Genomic DNA, 17032 nt, shown 5'->3' on the forward strand with positions numbered 1-17032 from the left:
AGTTGGATGGCGGCCTCGTCAATCACACCGCGATTCTATAGGCTTCAAACCAAAAGGGAATCCCGGCGCCGCAAAAAATCCAAAGCTGCGATTCCTTTATTTATCAACAGTTCCTAAGGAGCTTTGTGAGACTGATGTTGCGTGCTCGACCCAATTTTGAAAATAGCCCCAATATCGCGGAGTGGCTCTCGGAGCGCATTCTCACCGGGACGATTGCTTCAAAAAGTGGACGAACTGGCGATTATCGGTATATCCCCAGCGGCCTTCCATTAGAGCTTCCTTTTCATGCGACTTCGTCGATGATTACGGAACTAGCTCCGCTCCTGATAGCTTTGGAAAGAAGCTTCAGCTCGCGCCATATCGTATTTGAGGAGCCGGAAGCTCATCTGCATTTGGAAGCACAACGTGAGATGGCTCGCTTCATCGCACGTTTGGTTGGTAGTGGTTGGCTTGTCACGTTGACCACCCATAGCGACACGTTTGTTCAAGAAATAAATAACTTAATGAAGCTTCATCAGTTGTCGAACAAAGAGGAGTTAATGCCAGCGCTCGGTTATGATGAAGCAGACTTAATCAATCCGATGGTTGCCCGAGCGTACGAATTTCGCGCATCGAAAACCGGCACGGAGGTTGTTGAACTCGAGAGGACCCAAGACGGATTCGTCGTGCCAAGCCTGAATGAAACTCTGATGGCCCTCGCGACGGAAACGCTTCAATTACGAGATGCCGATGATAACTGAAGCATGCAAGACGGGGATGCTGCACCTTTCAAAAAGCTTTGTTTACTACCCTGACCATCACGCGAATTTTCACTTTGAAGAAAAGAATGTCGCTGGAGCTGGTAAAGCTTATTTTTCTTCTAACGCGCCTTGCGTTGTGATGAGAGCGACGAATCAAGCGCCGCTACTCTGGGCCCTAAATAATCGTAAATGCGCAGAAGGTGCATTTGTCACCTTTGATGCTGATGGCTGCAGACTTCATATTGTCGAAATGAAAAGTAAACTCACTCAAGGTACGTGGGCGAAAGTCCTGCTGCAGTTCAATGGGATGTATCTTTCCGCCTTAGCGACCGCAAGAATACTCGGCATTGAAAGCTTTACCTCTGTAACTTGTTATATTGCCTACACAGAGGATGCGATGAATCCGGACAAATCTGCTGATATGATTTTGATCAAACCATTTGTGGGGGTTCCAAATCCGGTCGGCGGCGCAACTGAGTGGGAAAAAGAACGGTGCCTGTTGCCGCTGAATCAAGCTGCTACTATCCGCAAAACCCAGCGAGATGCTAACAATGACGCGAATTTCGGTCTCGTGTAAGCAATTGTCCTTGCCAACTAAACAAGTCTTTCTCGGATCGTTAAGGACCAGCCGCAAGACAACGAGGCTGTGAGCCATAGCCCCGCAGGTCACGCGCCGTTATAAACCACATAAGCCGCCCAGCATGGGCGAGGTCGCTCTTATTTCTGTGGTTCCTCAGCTCGCTATCCGCCGAGAAAACCACCTCTGAAACGGAAACTCCGTCCTCAGAACGGCGCTTCTTGGCTTAAGCTAGAATGTCCGGTCCGGGCTGGACTCGACAGCAACCGGCACCACCTCTTCCACCCCCTTCCCCCCAAACATCCATGAACAAACCGTAACTTGCCTCCCCGCCCCTACGGGATGACACTTCTATCGCGCCGGATAACGGAGATGATAGACATGTCGAATTTGGAAATGCTCGTCAGACGCCGGATTGAAGAAGAGCGGGCCAAGGGGACATCCCCGGAGCGGATAACGCAACTCGTTCAGGAACTCTTCAACAGCATGGACGCCGCGCAGGCGAATGCTCCCCATACGGTTTCGCGCGATCGGAATTCTTAAGCCGAATTGCGCATGCATCACCTTCGCCGGCTCGAGCTTTGATATCTTCGCGCCGGCGCCTCCTTCGAACCTGCCTCGAAAGCAAGCGCCGGTCCGCCGGCCGATGGGGAGAGTATAAGCCGGTCTTAATGGAACAGCCGCTATAGACATGCGATAACGAGCCGGGAAACGAGGGCCACTATCCATGTCCATTGGGAATTACCTTCGCACGATACTCGCCGCGCTCGCATTGCTTTGCAGCGCCTTGTCGGCCGGGGCGGCCGGGCGGGTTATCTATCTGACCTTCGATGACGGCCCGCTGTCGGGGACGGCGAATGTTCTGGATGTGCTGGCCGAAGAGCAGGTGCCGGCGGCGATGTTCATGGTCGGGCTGCATGTCGATTCCAGCGTTGAGCAAAAAGCGCTGCTGATGCGCGCCAAGGCGCTGCCCTTAGTAACTGTCGGAAACCACAGCTACAGCCACGCCAACAATCGCTACAGGGACTTTTACTCCAACACCGACGCCGTCGTTGCAGATATGCTCAAAGCCAATAGCGTGCTTGGCCTGACGCCCTGGGTCTATGCCCGTTTGCCCGGGCGCGACGTCTTTCGCCTGATCGACTATTCCAAGGACGATCTTTCAATGGACCCCGCCCATTACGAGCGCGAAGTGGTCGACTACGACTATGTGGCGGCGATGAAGTTCCTGATCTATGGCTGGGACTTCGAATGGGCGCATTCGGGAGATGGCAAACCGGTGCAATCCGTCGATCTCCTGCTCAGCGAAATCGATCATCTCTTCGCCTATGGCCGGTTCATGAAACGCAACGAGATGATCCTCTTGATGCATGATGAGATGTTTCAGGATCGTTTTGACGGCAAGGCAAAACTCCAGACACTCATCCGGCAATTGAGGCAACGGGGCTATACCTTTGGCGACGTAAAGCAATATGATCCGAACCCCTATACCGGAACCCCGATGCATTCGTCGTCCAAGTGATCTGGCAATCGCAACGCGGGACCGGGCATCATGAGAGTCCGGATCACGCAATCTGACCGCCAATGCAAAAACATTTAGCGCATCATGTCGGGAATGCGGCCCGTCTTCCGTCCTTGGGCAAGATCGGCGATACCATAATCTGCATCGCCGAACAGTCGAACAACGGAGGATATCGACATGGGTAAGACAATCGCAATCTGCCTGGCCAGATTGATCTTCGGCGGCGTCTTCGTGATGGCGGCCGCCTTCAAATTCGCGGGCATGCAATCGACAGCCGACTATATCGCCTCGGCCGGTTTTCCGCTGTCGCTACCCCTCGCCTGGATAGCCGCCTTCTTCGAAAGCGCGCTGGCGATCTGCCTGCTGACCGGCGCTTTCTTCTCCGAAGCCGCGCTGCTTGCCGGCATCTATGTCATCTTTCTGGCCTTCAGCTTCCATGGACCCAACCGCTGGACCGGCGCTCAGGCGGAATTCGGTTTTTTCATCGATCACTTAACCTTCTTTGCCGGGCTGCTGTTTGCCGCGGTTCACGGGCCTGGCGAAAGATTTGCCATTCGCGTCGGCATGCTGCGATCGGATACCGGCATCTGATCGCAGCCGTTTTCTTCAAGAGTGACGCATCTCTCGCCCTGTAGTGTATAATTGTGGTTGCGATGCTTCCGGCGGTTGGCGCGCCTCCTGAAAAAGGGTTGCGGCGCCGGCCATTCGGAAATCCGCTGCTGTGACCGTCATTTGCGTGACACGATACATGGGGGAAAAAGCGCAATGAGCGATGATCGCGTCTACAATGTTCTATTTCTCTGCACGGGCAATTCCGCCCGTTCTATCCTGGCTGAATCGATCTTGAACACCGAAGGCAAAGGCCGCTTCCGCGCCTTTTCGGCCGGCAGCACGCCCAAGGGCAAGATAAATCCCTGGGCCGTCAGGACACTGGATGCTCTCGGCTATCCCTCTTCCGGCTTCAGCTCGAAACGCTGGGATGTCTTTGCCGAGCCGGGCGCACCGCAGATGGATTTTATCATTACCGTCTGCGACGACGCAGCAGGGGAAGCCTGCCCGGTATGGCCCGGCCATCCCGCTTCCGCGCATTGGGGCATCGAGGACCCCTCCACCGTCGAAGGTTCCGAACTGGACAAGGGCCGCGCCTTTGCACAGGCTGCCCGCTACCTGAAAAATCGGATCATGCTCCTGGTCAACCTGCCGATTACATCGGTCGACCGGCTGGCATTGGAAGCGCATCTGCACGAGATCGGCCAGATAGAAGGCTCGACATCGCTGGAGGCCTAAGCGGATGATCTCATGACGCATTTCAAGGGCGAGCGGGGCTTTCCCGCGCAGATTGACGCATGGATGACATAGCGATTGCAAGGCGGGTCGGCTTGCAAATACAGTGATTTCAGAAATTTCTGAAATCACTGACAATGGGGTGCAACCATGAATCTTCCGCCTCTCGTACAATCCTTCGTGCTTCATTTTGGGGAAATGGGTTCGCGCTGGGGCATCAACCGCACGGTCGGGCAGATCTATGCCCTGCTCTTCGTCTCCCCGACACCCGTCTGCGCGGAAGAGATCGTCGAAGCCCTCGGCATTTCCCGCTCGAACGTCTCCATGAGCCTGCGCGAGTTGCAGGCCTGGAACCTCGTGCTGCTCAAACACAAGCCCGACGACCGCCGCGACTTCTTCACAACGCCGGATGATGTCTGGCAGATCCTGCGCACGCTCGCCGAAGAGCGCAAGAAACGCGAGGTCGACCCCACCCTTTCGATGCTGCGCGAAATCCTGATGCAACAGCCGGCCAGCGATGCCGAACGCCATGCGCAGGCGCGGATGAGCGAGATGTACGGCCTGATCGAGCGCCTGACCAATTGGTACGAGGACGTCAAGCAGTTGGAGACCGAGCGGCTCGCCACTCTGCTGCTGCTCGGCTCGAAGGTGACGAAGCTGCTGGAGGCCAAGGACCGTGTCGTCTCGCTCGGCCGCCGCCGTTCCAAAACGGCGAAAGAGGATTGAACGATGACGACGGCTTTCTTCGATCCCGACCTCAGCCCGGAAGAAACGCAGACGGTAGCGCCCGATGCCGGGCCGGCGGCAAAGCGAAATCGGCCAGTCCGACCACGAAAGCCGGCAGGGCTCTTGCTTGCCGCAGCCCTGCAGACCGCGGCAGCTCTGGTCTGGATTCCGCAGGCAGCCCTCCTCGCCTTCAGCGTTGGCGTCATAAACGATGGCGACAGCACGATGGATGTGGCCTTTACAGCGCTTGCAATACTGGCGCTCGGCATCGTTCGCGCCGCTCTCGATGCCGCCGGCGGACGCACCGCCTTCCGTACGGCGAGATGCGAACTGACATCGCGGCGCAATCGCGCCGTTGCAGCGCTTGCGGCCCGCTCACCGCTCGATATCGGCAAGCCGGCCTCCGGTCTCGCCGCGAGTGTCGTCGGCGAACAGGCCGAGGCGATCGTCCCCTATCTCGCCCGTTTCCAGCCGGTACGTATGAAGGCAAGCGCGGTGCCGCTCGTCATCCTTGCCTGCGTCTTTCCCGTTTCCTGGATTGCGGGTCTCATCCTGCTTATCTCGGCACCGCTCATCCCGATTTTCATGGCTTTGATCGGCTGGCGCGCCAAAGCTGCCAGTGAAAAGCAACTGGCCGAAACCGGCGGCCTCAACGCCTTTCTGCTCGACCGCCTGCGTGGGCTAACGACGATCCGCGCGCTCGGCGCCGTCGATGTCACGGCCACACGGCTGCGCGCCGATGCGGATTCGCTGCGGCAGCGTACGATGGCGGTGTTGAAGATCGCCTTTCTGTCCTCTGCCGTTCTCGAGCTTTTCGCCGCCCTCGGCGTTGCCGCAACCGCCGTTTACATCGGCTTCAGCCTGTTGGGCTCGATCGATATCGGTACATGGCATGGCCGGCTCACACTGACGCAAGGGCTTTTCATCCTTCTGCTCGCCCCGACCTTTTTCGAACCCTTGCGCGAACTTTCAGCCGTTTGGCACGATCGCGCCAATGGCGAAGCGGCGCTTGCGGCATTGAACGCCCTATCCTCGCAAGGACCTACAATTCTTGGTGGCGATGAACGAGATATCGGCGATGGCCAGATGCTGCCTGCCGCTCCCTCCGTTGAGATCGACCGGCTTGCCTTCCGCTACGCGCCGGACCTTCCGGCGGTCATCGACAATCTCTGTCTCGACGTTGCGGCCGGAGAACATGTAGCGCTTTGGGGCGCCAGCGGCTCCGGCAAGACCACGATCCTCTCGCTGATCGCAGGGCTCGCGCCACGGGAAGCCGGTGTGATCAGGATCGGCGGCATCCCGCTGGCTGACAATAACGCCGCCTCCCTTCGCCGTCGCATGGCCTGGATCGGACAACGGCCGCATATTTTCTCCGGCAGCCTGAAGAGAAATGTCGGCCTCGGACGCGCCGATATCGATGACCGCGCCATCGACGATGCACTTCGCAGCGTGCGTTTGGACGGCGTGATTGCTGCGAACGAGATCGCCGCAGTCGGCGAAAACGGCCTTGGCCTTTCCGGCGGAGAAGCGCTGCGGTTGGCACTGGCCCGTGTAGCCGCCAACCGGGAGGCCAGCATCATCCTCGCCGACGAGCCGACCGGTCATCTCGACGCCGCCACCGCGGCCGAGGTGACCGAAGCTTTGTTGGCATTGGCGAAGGGCCGCACCCTGATCGTCGCGACGCACGACCCGATGCTTGCATCGCGCCTCGACCGCGTCATTCGGCTCGAAGCGGACCGCAAGGAGATTGCCGCGTGAGACGGAGCCTCGCAACGCTTCTCCCGGTCATCCGCCTGTTCCATGCCGAGCGCGGACGCGGTCTCTGCCTCGGCGCGGTGCTATCGGCGGTGGCCGTGTTGGCTGGCGCCGGATTGCTCGGCCTTTCCGGCTGGTTCATCACCGCGACGGCGCTCGCCGGTGCCTCGGCAACGACCGCCATCGTCTTCGACGTCTTCGCGCCATCGGCCGGCATCCGCCTGCTCGCCATCGGCCGCACGGCAGCACGCTATGGCGAGCGGTTGGTAACCCATGACGTAACCTTGCGCGTTCTCGCGGCCTTGCGCGAAAGGCTCTTTCGCGGCTGGGCAACGCCCGGTAGCGCCGCAGCCATGATGCGTCGCCCGGCCAAGCTACTGTTCCGGCTCACAGCCGACATCGACGCGCTGGATTCGCTTTACCTGCGGGTGCTGCTGCCTGCAGGCGTCGCCCTGCTGTCGGCGCTTGCCGTCGGTGTAGCGCTGGGCCTGATGCAGCCGCTCTTTGGGATTGTGATCGGCCTTTGGCTCATCACCACCGGCCTCGCCATCCCCTTGATCGCCGGCCGAATGGCAATGAAACCCGGACGTCGCCGTGCCCACGCGATGGAAGCGCTCCGCGCGCGCATCATCGATCTGGTCGCCGGCCAGACAGATCTCGCCATGACCGGCCGCCTGCGGGCGCAACGCGTCACCATCGGCGAGGCTGACCGGCGTCTCGCGGAAGCGGACCACGCATTGAACAGGATCGAAAACGTCGTTGGCATCGGCTTCTCGCTCGCCTCCACCCTTCTGCTGACAGCCACGCTGTTGACTGTCGCCATTCTGGCAAAAGAGGGCGTCATCGGCGCTCCGGCAGCCGCCTTCGGCTTGCTGATCGCCTTTGCCGCCACGGAGCCTTTCGCAGCACTGCGTCGTGGCGCGCTGGAGCTCGGCCGCACGCTGCTTGCCGCCAGGCGTATTGCCCCGCGCCTCGCCCCTAGAAACGTAGCCTCTGAGATCGCACGACCGCATAAAGGTTATGCGTTCCAGTTGGACGTCGTCAGCGCTCGTTACGAGAGCGCCCGGCATCCGGCAATCGAGACCCTTTCCCTGTCGCTAGCCGTCGGCGAACCACTTGCTCTTGTCGGGGCCAGCGGCGCCGGAAAATCCACGATATTGGCTTTGCTTGCCGGCGAAATCGCTCCGGCGTCCGGCACGGTCGCCTCTCTCCAGGCGACCACGCTGACGCAACGCACTGAACTCTTCGACGATACGATCCGCGGCAACCTGTTGCTCGCCAACCCGCGTGCAAGCGACGAAAGGCTTCACCAAGTACTGGAGGCTGCAGGCCTCCTTGCTGACATCAAGGCATTGCCGAAAGGGCTTTCGGCTCGCCTCGGCGAAGGCGGCATCGGCCTGTCCGGCGGCCAATCGCGCCGGCTGGCACTTGCCCGGCTTTTCCTGCGCGACACGCCGCTCTGGCTGCTCGATGAACCGACCGAAGGGCTCGACAGCGAAACCGCGCGCGCCGTTTTACGCGAGATCGCCGGCAACGCCACCGGCGGCAGCCTCGTCATCGCCACGCACATACGCCGCGAAGCCGCGATCGCCGATCGCATCGTCATGCTCGAACACGGCCGCGTCACGGCAACGGCGCGGCGCGGCGAACCAGAATTCGACGCCATCCTGAACCGGCTGCGGCCGGACTGAGGCGGCAAACTGAAAGTACAATTACGGCGCCCCGAATAGCGCCGCGCGACCAAACCCCGTTGGACCGTGGGAGAAAGACTATGGAACTCGACATCGTGGCGCTATCGCGCCTGCAGTTCGCGATGACGGCGCTTTATCACTTCCTGTTCGTACCGCTGACGCTCGGCCTCTCCGTGTTGCTTGCCATTATGGAGACGACCTATGTCATGACGGGACGGCAGATCTGGCGCCAGATGACCAAATTCTGGGGCACGCTGTTCGGCATCAACTTCGTGCTTGGCGTCGCCACCGGCATCGTCATGGAATTCCAGTTCGGCATGAACTGGAGCTATTACAGCTACTACGTCGGCGATATCTTCGGTGCGCCGTTGGCAATCGAAGGGCTGATGGCCTTCTTTCTGGAGGCGACCTTCGTCGGCCTGTTCTTCTTCGGTTGGGACAGGCTCTCCAAGGTCGGGCATCTCATTGCCACCTGGGCCGTCGCGCTCGGCTCCAACTTCTCGGCACTCTGGATTCTCATTGCCAATGGCTGGATGCAGAATCCCATCGGTTCGGCACTCAATCCGCAGACAATGCGTATGGAGATCACCAGCTTTTTCGATGTCGTCTTCAACCCTGTCGCCCAGGCAAAGTTCGTTCACACGGTATCGGCCGGCTACGTCTGCGCCTCCATCTTCGTGCTCGGCGTTTCCGCCTGGTACATGTTGAAGGGTCGCCACATCGAGATCGCCAAGCGCTCGATGACGGTCGCCGCCTCCTTCGGCCTGGCTTCGGCCCTTTCGGTCGTCGTCCTCGGCGACGAGAGCGGCTATCTGTCTACCGAGCATCAGAAGATGAAGCTCGCGGCAATCGAGGCCATGTGGGAAACTGAACCGGCGCCCGCAGCCTTCACGGCCTTCGGCTTTCCGGATCAGCAGGCGCGCGAGACTCATTATGCCGTGCACATACCGTGGGTCATGGGCCTGATCGGCACGCGCTCGCTGACCACCGAAATCCCCGGCATCAACCAACTTGAGGAGCAGGCGAAGACCCGCATCCGCGACGGCATCAAGGCCTACGACGCGCTGTTGAAGATCCGCGCCGCTCAACCGGCCGCCGCCGGCGCCACGGCCCAGGACACCTCCATCCAGCAGGCACGCGCCTCCTTCGAAGATATCGGCCATGAGCTCGGCTACGCCCTGCTTCTGAAGCGCTATGTCGATGATCCCCGTCAGGCGACCGACGCCCAGATCGATCAGGCCGCCCGCGATACCATCCCGAACGTGCCGACCCTCTTCTGGTCCTTCCGCATCATGGTCAGTCTCGGCATGTTCTTCATTCTGCTGACGGCAACCTTCTTTTGGCTCTCGGCCCGCCGCCAGCTTAACCGTTCCCGTCTGTTGCTCAGGATCGCCGTATTCGCCATCCCGCTGCCTTGGGTTGCCATCGAGGTCGGCTGGGTCGTCGCCGAGTTCGGCCGCCAGCCCTGGATTATCGAAGGCGTGCTACCAACCGCCGCCGCTGTTTCCAATCTCGGAGCCGGTAGCGTGCTTCTCACCCTGCTCGGCTTCGCCGCGATCTACACGGTGCTGATCGTCATCGAGATGAGCCTCATGCTGAAGGCCATCCGCAAAGGCCCGGAACCGGACGACGAGCCGGAAGCCGACCTCATCTCCGAAACTCTCGTTCCCGCTGCGGAGTAACCACCATGATCCTGCATGAATTGATCGACTACGAAACCCTGCGCATTATCTGGTGGCTGCTGCTCGGCGTTCTGCTGATCGCCTTTGCGGTGACCGACGGCTTCGATCTCGGTATCGGCGCCCTCCTGCCCTTCGTCGCGAGGACGGATACCGAGCGGCGTATCGCCATCAATTCGATCGGCGCGACCTGGGAAGGCAATCAGGTCTGGCTGATCCTCGGCGGCGGTGCCATCTTCGCCGCCTGGCCGCCGCTTTATGCAGTCTCCTTCTCCGGCTTCTATCTGGCGATGTTCGCGATCCTCTTCGCGCTGATCCTGAGGCCGGTGGCGTTCAAATACCGCTCCAAGCGGGACAGCGCCCGCTGGAAGGCCGGCTGGGACTGGGCGCTTTTCATCGGCGGCTTCGTTCCTTCGCTGATCTTCGGTGTCGCCGTCGGCAATGTGCTGCAAGGTGTGCCGTTCCGCTTTGCCGACGACATGCGGATCTATTACGAGGGTTCTTTCTTCGAGCTGCTTAATCCCTACGCCCTGCTTTGTGGCCTGCTCTCCGTCGCCATGCTCACCATGCATGGCGCGGCCTGGCTGCAGTTGAAGACGAATGGCATCGTAGCGGAGCGGGCCCGCAGTTATGGCATCATGGCGGCGCTCGCGACGATCGTGCTATTTGCCCTCGGCGGCCTCGCCCTGTGGTACGGCATCGACGGCTACCGCATCACCAGTGAGATCAACACGATCGGGCCGTCCAATCCGCTTTTGAAGACCGTCGATCATGCTGCCGATGCCTGGCTCAGCAATTATCACAGCCACCCCTGGATGATGATTGCGCCGACCATGGGCTTTCTCGGCGCTATCGCGGCACTTGTGTCGATGCTTGCCCGTCGTGAACTGGCGCCGCTGCTCTTCAGCCAGCTCGCCATCATCGGCATCATTTCGACGGTCGGCCTCTCGATGTTCCCCTTCATCCTGCCATCCTCACTCGACCCGCGCTCCAGCCTCACGGTCTGGGATGCATCGTCCAGCCATATGACGCTGTTCATCATGCTGGTCGTGGCGCTGATCTTCCTGCCGATCATCTTCCTCTATACGGCCTGGGTTTACCGAGTGCTCTGGGGCAAGATCGACACCAATACGGTCAACGACAAGAGCGGCCACGCCTACTGATCTCGAAAAGGAGAAAGAACATGTGGTATTTCGCCTGGCTCCTCGGCTTCCCCCTCGCCGCCGCCTTCGCTGTCCTCAATGCAATGTGGTACGAAATCGTTGACGACGATGCAAAGAAGCAGGGATTGCCGAAGCAGGCTCCCTAAGCTCGATCTTGCAGATTTCGCCGGGCGCGATCCTTTCGTCGCGCTTGGCCTGACGGTTCGGCTCAATGGAACAAACAGCCGCCGAATTGCCTTTTGCCGCCGTAAATCCTGCAGTTTGACGGCGCTCCAGTCTTCGCTTTGCACATAGCGGCGAGTCTGCGTTCCCTACTCCTCCGAGGATGCCGGTATCATGACGAACGGAAACCTGCTTCTGACTTTCAATGCCGGGTCCTCGACCGTCAAAATCGGCGTGTTTGAGATCCGGGCAGGCAAAGCCGACCGCATCGGCAAGGGCCTGATCGACTTTCGCCGCCGCCCCCTTACCTTCCATTTGACGGAGGGGCCTGCCGCCTTCGATCGTTCCCTGCAAACCGATGCGGATGAGCAATTGCATGAGGTCGTGGACGAAACTTTCGGCATCCTTGGCGAGCATTTCGATATGTCGGCGGTCTACGCCGTCGGCCATCGCGTCGTCCATGGAGGCGATTTGTTCACCGGTCCCGTGCGCCTCGATGAAGACCGTATCCGCGATATCGACGGCCTGACCGTGCTTGCACCGCTGCACCAGCCGCAGGCGCTGCGCCTGATCCGCGCCGTCAAGCATTTGCGACCGACGCTTGCACAAACCGCCTCCTTCGACACGGCCTTCCACGCGACACAGAGCGATCTCGTTCGCCGCTTAGCTCTGCCGCGCGCGCTGCACGATCAGGGGATCAAACGGTACGGCTTTCACGGCCTTTCCTATGCCTTCATCGCCGCCGAGATGCGGCGGCGGGCACCCAAGGCGGCTGCTGGCAAGGTCGTCGTCGCCCATCTTGGCAGCGGGGCCAGCCTCTGCGCCCTCGATAGGGGCGAAAGCCGGGATTGCAGCATGGGCTTCTCGACGCTGGATGGCATTCCCATGGCGACACGCTGCGGCAATCTCGATCCCGGTGTGCTGCTGCATCTGCTCGGGCCGAAAGGCGGGACGCTGGAAGAGCTCGAAGACATGCTCTACCACAAATCCGGCCTGCTCGGTGTCTCCGGCATCAGCGCCGACACGCGGGATCTGCTGAAGAGCCAGAGGTCGGAGGCGCGAGAGGCGATCGCCCTGTTTTGTCTGCGCATCGGCGGCGAAGTCGGCCGAATGGCGGCAACGCTCGGGGGTCTGGACAGCATCGTCTTCACTGCCGGCGTCGGCGAGCATCAGCCGGAAATTCGCGCTGACATCTGCGACCGCCTGCACTGGCTGGGGCTTGAGATCGACAGGCATGCGAACGCAGCCAATGCGCCTATCATTAGCACATCATCAAGTTCTGCTACGGCTTTCGTCATCCCGACGGACGAAGAGCAGATTATTGCCGATGAAGCCCTGTCGATTTTTGCGGGCGAATGATCCAGATCATAAGTGCCCCGCTCTATCGGCGATAGTTTCGTATTCAACCCCATTGAATTGGAGCAATCACATGAAAGAGCAGGTAACCGCACCCTCCGCCACCGTGCTTGGCACCACCGAACTCGACCTTATCGACCGCTATTGGCGCGCCGCCAACTATCTCTCGGTCGGCCAGATCTATCTTCTCGACAATCCCCTGCTGCGCGAGCCGCTGACGGCCGACCATATCAAGCCCCGCCTGCTCGGCCACTGGGGCACAACCCCCGGCCTCAATTTCATCTACGCCCATCTCAATCGCATCATCCGCAATCGCGATCTCGATATCATCTATATCTGCGGCCCCGGCCACGGTGGTCCCGGCATGGTCGCCAATACCTATCTCGAAGGCACCTACAGCGAAATCTATCCGGATATCTCCGCGGATACCGACGGCATGCGCAAACTCTTCCGTCAGTTTTCCTTTCCCGGCGGCATTCCGAGCCATGCGGCGCCGGAGACGCCCGGCTCGATCCATGAGGGCGGCGAACTTGGTTATGCCCTTGTCCACGCCTATGGCGCCGTCTTCGACAATCCCGATCTGATCGCTGCCTGCGTGGTCGGCGATGGCGAGGCCGAAACCGGCCCTCTGGCAGCAAGCTGGCATTCCAACAAGTTCATCAACCCCGCCCGCGACGGCGCCGTGCTGCCGATCCTGCATCTGAACGGCTATAAGATCGCCAACCCCACCCTTCTCGGCCGCGCCGGCGATGAGGATCTCCGCCAGCTCTTCACCGGCTATGGCTATGAGCCTTTCTTTGTCGAGGGTTCTGACCCTCACCAGATGCATCAGGCCATGGCCGCGACCTTCGAACAGGCCTTTGATCGCATTCGCGCCATCCAACAGGAGGCCCGCAACGGCGCGCCCGGCAATTCCTGCCCGCGTTGGCCGATGATCGTATTCAGAAGCCCGAAGGGCTGGACGGGCCCCAAGGAAGTCGATGGTAAGAAGGTCGAAGGTTTCTGGCGGGCCCATCAGGTGCCGGTTTCCAATTGCCGCGAAGATGCCGCCCATCGGAAAATCCTGGAAGACTGGATGCGAAGCTACGATCCGCAGGATCTCTTCGACACCGACGGACGCCTGAAGGGCGATTTGCGTGCACTTGCACCGGCAGGCAAACGGCGCATGGGTGCCAATCCCCATGCCAATGGCGGCCTTCTGCGCCGCGAACTCATAACGCCTGCGATCGGTGATTACGCGGTTGCCGTCAAGGAAGAGCGCGGCAGAACGGTGGCGCAATCGACGGAAATCCTTGGTCGCTATCTGCGCGATATCCTGACCCTCAACGCAGACAACGCCAATTTCCGCATCTTCGGTCCCGACGAGACGGAATCCAATCGTCTCGGCAGCGTCTTCGAAGTGACAGACCGTGTCTGGATGGAAGAAATCAAGCCCTATGACGTCGGTCTAGCCCGTGACGGCAGGGTGATGGAGGTCCTAAGCGAACACCTTTGCCAGGGCTGGCTGGAAGGTTACCTGCTGACTGGACGTCATGGCCTGTTTTCCTGCTACGAAGCTTTCATCCATATCGTGGATTCGATGTTCAACCAGCATGCCAAGTGGCTGAAGGTGTCGCGCGAACTGCCGTGGCGCAAACCGGTTTCTTCGCTGAACTACCTGCTGACGTCGCATGTCTGGCGGCAGGACCATAACGGCTTCAGCCACCAGGACCCTGGCTTTGTCGATCTCGTTGCCAACAAAAAATCAGACATCGTGCGCATCTATCTGCCGCCGGACGCCAATACGCTGCTGTGGACATCAGATCATTGCCTGAAGACCTATAATCGCATCAACGTCATCGTCGCCGGCAAGCAACCGGAACTGCAGTGGCTGCCGATGGACGAAGCCGTCCAGCATTGCGAGGCCGGCATCGGTATCTGGCATTGGGCAAGCAACGAACAGAGCGCCGTGGAGCCCGATGTCGTCATGGCCTGCGCCGGCGACGTGCCGACCATGGAGACGCTTGCCGCGGTCGATCTCCTCCGCCAGAACATTCCGGAACTGTCGATCCGCGTCGTCAACGTCGTCGACCTGATGGCGCTGCAATCCAACGAGCAGCATCCGCATGGTCTCACTGATGAGATCTTTGACAAGCTGTTCACGCCGGATCGGCCTGTCATCTTCGCCTATCACGGCTATCCCTATCTGATCCATCGCCTCACCTATCGGCGAACCAACCATGGCAACATTCATGTTCGCGGCTTCATCGAGGAAGGAACGACAACAACGCCGTTCGACATGACCGTTCTCAACGAACTTGACCGCTACCACCTCGCCATTGGGGCAATCGAGCGCGTGCCGGGACTGAAGGAAAAGGCCACCGATGCGGTCAAGCTTTTCCGCGACAAACTCGAAGAGCATCATCGTTACGTCCGCCAGCATGGCGAGGACATGCCGGAGATCAGCGGATGGAAATGGCCCTATGATAATAAAGGTGCGCGTATCACCTGAGCGGATCGGCAGAAAAAGCAGGAAATGAGAGGTCACGTCCGGCGCTATCCGCCTGCGGCGGCGAGACAGCAATGTGCGTCAAGCCAGCCGTAAGGTATTGAGCGAAAACGATCCTGCACCGTAGCCAGGAGAGGCTAATCTTCTGAATGCGCGGCATCGTGACAGAACGATCTTCACGGTGTCGGCCCATAAATGATCGGATACCAATCAAATTCTAGCAAGTTTGTTGATAGGATAGGTGCAGATCTTACATTGCGTTGCACACTCACGCTCTCCGAGGCGATATGCCGATAACAGGAGCAAGATAGCCGGCTCTCATAACCTTCCATCCATCGGTTGAATTCCAGCCTCCGCCAGCCGAGGCTTTCTGGCTGGGCGCCGATAGAAGACAGAGTGATCTCATCGCTCTTGAGAGAGCCCGCTCCCCAGGATTACACCGCGCGATCCGAACAGTCCTTATTTTTCAATAGCTACCGTCCTCAAACCGAACGACTGCGGACATTGTCGCGCGATTGCGGTCTCACTTTTCGGACCGCCGATAATCGAGAAAACCGCACCTGGAAAGGCTTTACGGGCACGCCCTCAATCAATTAGGTGGCCTGCAAAACCGCGCCTTAGAGTTGTGATTAGATGATGCTTACATTACGTCACATTGAGTCGCAGGGGGATTAATCCCCATTTTATCATGACATGAAACACCAAGCGGTATAATATTCGCGCCGAGATGGAACGCATTTATCCTTGGGGGGCGACACGTGTCCATCAGTTCCAGAACGAAACGCCGGATCGGTCGCAATGCACCGACGGTCATCATAATAGACCACCATACACTTGCCCGTACGACCATCGTGAAACTTCTTGAGCACGAACTCGCCGGCTGGGAATTTGTTGATATGGTCTCTACTGAGAGTCTTGATAGGGCTCTTGGAATGGACGTGCGTCTGATTGCTTTGGGTTTGGAGGGCAGGAGCGTAGAGAGCGCCGGTCTGCTTGACGATCTTACGGCGATTGCCGAACGTTTTTCCGAAGCACCGATCGCGCTGCTGTCGAGTACGGATGACGCCTCGCTGGCCTCTCAGGCGCTGAAAATGGGCATTCGAGGCTTCTTCACCACGTCCATTCCCATAGAGATTGCCCTTGCCGGGCTACGGCTCGTTCTCGCAGGCGGCATATTCTGTCCGCAGCCGCTGGATACGCTGACGACCGGCCCAACCAGGCACATCGACTCTCATGAGGATGGTCACAGGATGATAGAGGCGCGGGCGCATAGTCCCGATCTTGCCGACTTCACGCCGCGCGAAGCGGATGTGCTTGCAGAATTGCAGCGCGGCTGTTCGAATAAGGTCATTGCGGGAAAGCTCAACCTGTCAGGCCACACGGTGAAAATGCACGTGCAGCACATTATGCGCAAGTTGCAGGTCCAGAACCGGACCGAAGTCGTTGCCCGTCTAGGTTATAGGCTAACCAACGGACATGATGTGGCGGCATCGTAAATTAAGCGCTTTCCTTGGACGTCTTTTCAAGCATTTCGCTTAACGTTGCCGCAGCCAGCATGGTCTCAGCCAATAGCTTCTTGAGCTTCCGGTTCTCCTCCTCCAGGGCCTTGAGCCTTTTGACGTCGAAGCCGACATTCTTGAGCTGCAGGGATTGCCACCGATAGAAGGTCGGCTCGCTGATCCCGTATTTGCTGCACACGTCCGTCACTGTCATGCCACCCTGATGCTCCTTCAGAATGTCCATGATCCTGTCATCATTGAATTTTCTCTTACCCATCACTGCGTCCCTTCGACGGCGACATGCTAGAAATTCAGAGGCGCCAGGAAGGAATGGTGGGAGTACCAATCCATATTCGCGTCGCATTTCCGAGTCTTCTGCTTCGGAGCTCA

General features: G+C 59.2%; 16 protein-coding genes. 15 read left to right on the plus strand and 1 reads right to left on the minus strand.

Annotation, left to right across the window (positions count from 1 at the left end; genetic code table 11):
* The first annotated feature begins 134 nt into the window (after positions 1–134).
* The 15 genes from C9E91_RS13745 to C9E91_RS13810 all read left to right on the plus strand — a co-directional run bounded on the left by C9E91_RS13745 (position 135) and on the right by C9E91_RS13810 (position 16639).
* Positions 135–740: an AAA family ATPase gene (locus C9E91_RS13745; protein ID WP_107108864.1), complete on the plus strand. Its 606-nt coding sequence runs from the start codon at positions 135–137 to the stop codon at positions 738–740.
* A complete protein-coding gene (locus C9E91_RS13750; RefSeq protein WP_107108865.1) occupies positions 730–1317 on the plus strand; it encodes a hypothetical protein in 588 nt (195 codons plus the stop codon). Before C9E91_RS13745 ends, C9E91_RS13750 begins: the two co-directional genes overlap by 11 nt.
* Before the next feature lie 381 nt (positions 1318–1698).
* Positions 1699–1860 (plus strand): hypothetical protein, encoded by a 162-nt coding sequence (locus tag C9E91_RS19830; RefSeq protein WP_181316086.1) that lies wholly within the window; start codon positions 1699–1701, stop codon positions 1858–1860.
* Between the two features lie 184 nt (positions 1861–2044).
* Entirely contained in the window at positions 2045–2839 is a 795-nt protein-coding gene (locus C9E91_RS13755) for a polysaccharide deacetylase family protein (RefSeq protein WP_107108866.1), read from the plus strand.
* 177 nt (positions 2840–3016) lie between these two features.
* Entirely contained in the window at positions 3017–3430 is a 414-nt protein-coding gene (locus C9E91_RS13760) for a DoxX family protein (protein WP_107108867.1), read from the plus strand.
* A 174-nt stretch (positions 3431–3604) separates the two neighbouring features.
* A complete protein-coding gene (locus C9E91_RS13765; RefSeq protein ID WP_107108868.1) occupies positions 3605–4126 on the plus strand; it encodes an arsenate reductase ArsC in 522 nt (173 codons plus the stop codon).
* A 147-nt stretch (positions 4127–4273) separates the two neighbouring features.
* The gene (locus tag C9E91_RS13770) at positions 4274–4849 is read left to right on the plus strand and encodes a GbsR/MarR family transcriptional regulator (RefSeq protein WP_107108869.1); all 576 of its coding nucleotides are present in this window, start codon (positions 4274–4276) and stop codon (positions 4847–4849) included.
* A gap of 3 nt (positions 4850–4852) precedes the next feature.
* On the plus strand, positions 4853–6607 hold the full coding sequence (gene cydD / locus C9E91_RS13775) for a thiol reductant ABC exporter subunit CydD (protein ID WP_107108870.1): 1755 nt from the start codon (positions 4853–4855) through the stop codon (positions 6605–6607).
* On the plus strand, positions 6604–8295 hold the full coding sequence (cydC, locus tag C9E91_RS13780) for a thiol reductant ABC exporter subunit CydC (protein WP_107108871.1): 1692 nt from the start codon (positions 6604–6606) through the stop codon (positions 8293–8295). The genes cydD and cydC overlap by 4 nt, the downstream gene beginning before the upstream one ends.
* Before the next feature lie 80 nt (positions 8296–8375).
* Positions 8376–9977 (plus strand): cytochrome ubiquinol oxidase subunit I, encoded by a 1602-nt coding sequence (locus C9E91_RS13785; RefSeq protein WP_107108872.1) that lies wholly within the window; start codon positions 8376–8378, stop codon positions 9975–9977.
* 5 nt (positions 9978–9982) lie between these two features.
* Positions 9983–11137 (plus strand): cytochrome d ubiquinol oxidase subunit II, encoded by a 1155-nt coding sequence (gene cydB, locus C9E91_RS13790; protein ID WP_107108873.1) that lies wholly within the window; start codon positions 9983–9985, stop codon positions 11135–11137.
* A gap of 20 nt (positions 11138–11157) precedes the next feature.
* A complete protein-coding gene (gene cydX, locus C9E91_RS13795) occupies positions 11158–11283 on the plus strand; it encodes a cytochrome bd-I oxidase subunit CydX (RefSeq protein WP_107108874.1) in 126 nt (41 codons plus the stop codon).
* Positions 11284–11473: 190 nt separating this feature from the next.
* Positions 11474–12658 carry an acetate/propionate family kinase gene (locus tag C9E91_RS13800; protein WP_107108875.1) on the plus strand — a complete coding sequence of 395 codons (1185 nt, stop codon included), beginning with the start codon at positions 11474–11476 and terminating at the stop codon, positions 12656–12658.
* Between the two features lie 70 nt (positions 12659–12728).
* Positions 12729–15146 (plus strand): phosphoketolase family protein, encoded by a 2418-nt coding sequence (locus C9E91_RS13805; RefSeq protein WP_107108876.1) that lies wholly within the window; start codon positions 12729–12731, stop codon positions 15144–15146.
* 755 nt (positions 15147–15901) lie between these two features.
* The gene (locus C9E91_RS13810) at positions 15902–16639 is read left to right on the plus strand and encodes a LuxR C-terminal-related transcriptional regulator (RefSeq protein ID WP_107108877.1); all 738 of its coding nucleotides are present in this window, start codon (positions 15902–15904) and stop codon (positions 16637–16639) included.
* Position 16640: 1 nt separating this feature from the next.
* On the opposite strand, the gene C9E91_RS19835 is transcribed toward C9E91_RS13810, so the two are convergent.
* Positions 16641–16919, minus strand: coding sequence for a transposase (locus C9E91_RS19835; RefSeq protein WP_028751823.1), 279 nt, complete (start codon positions 16917–16919; stop codon positions 16641–16643).
* Positions 16920–17032: the final 113 nt, after the last annotated feature.

It is taken from the genome of Rhizobium sp. SEMIA4064, assembly GCF_003025035.1.
GTDB lineage: Bacteria > Pseudomonadota > Alphaproteobacteria > Rhizobiales > Rhizobiaceae > Rhizobium > Rhizobium paranaense.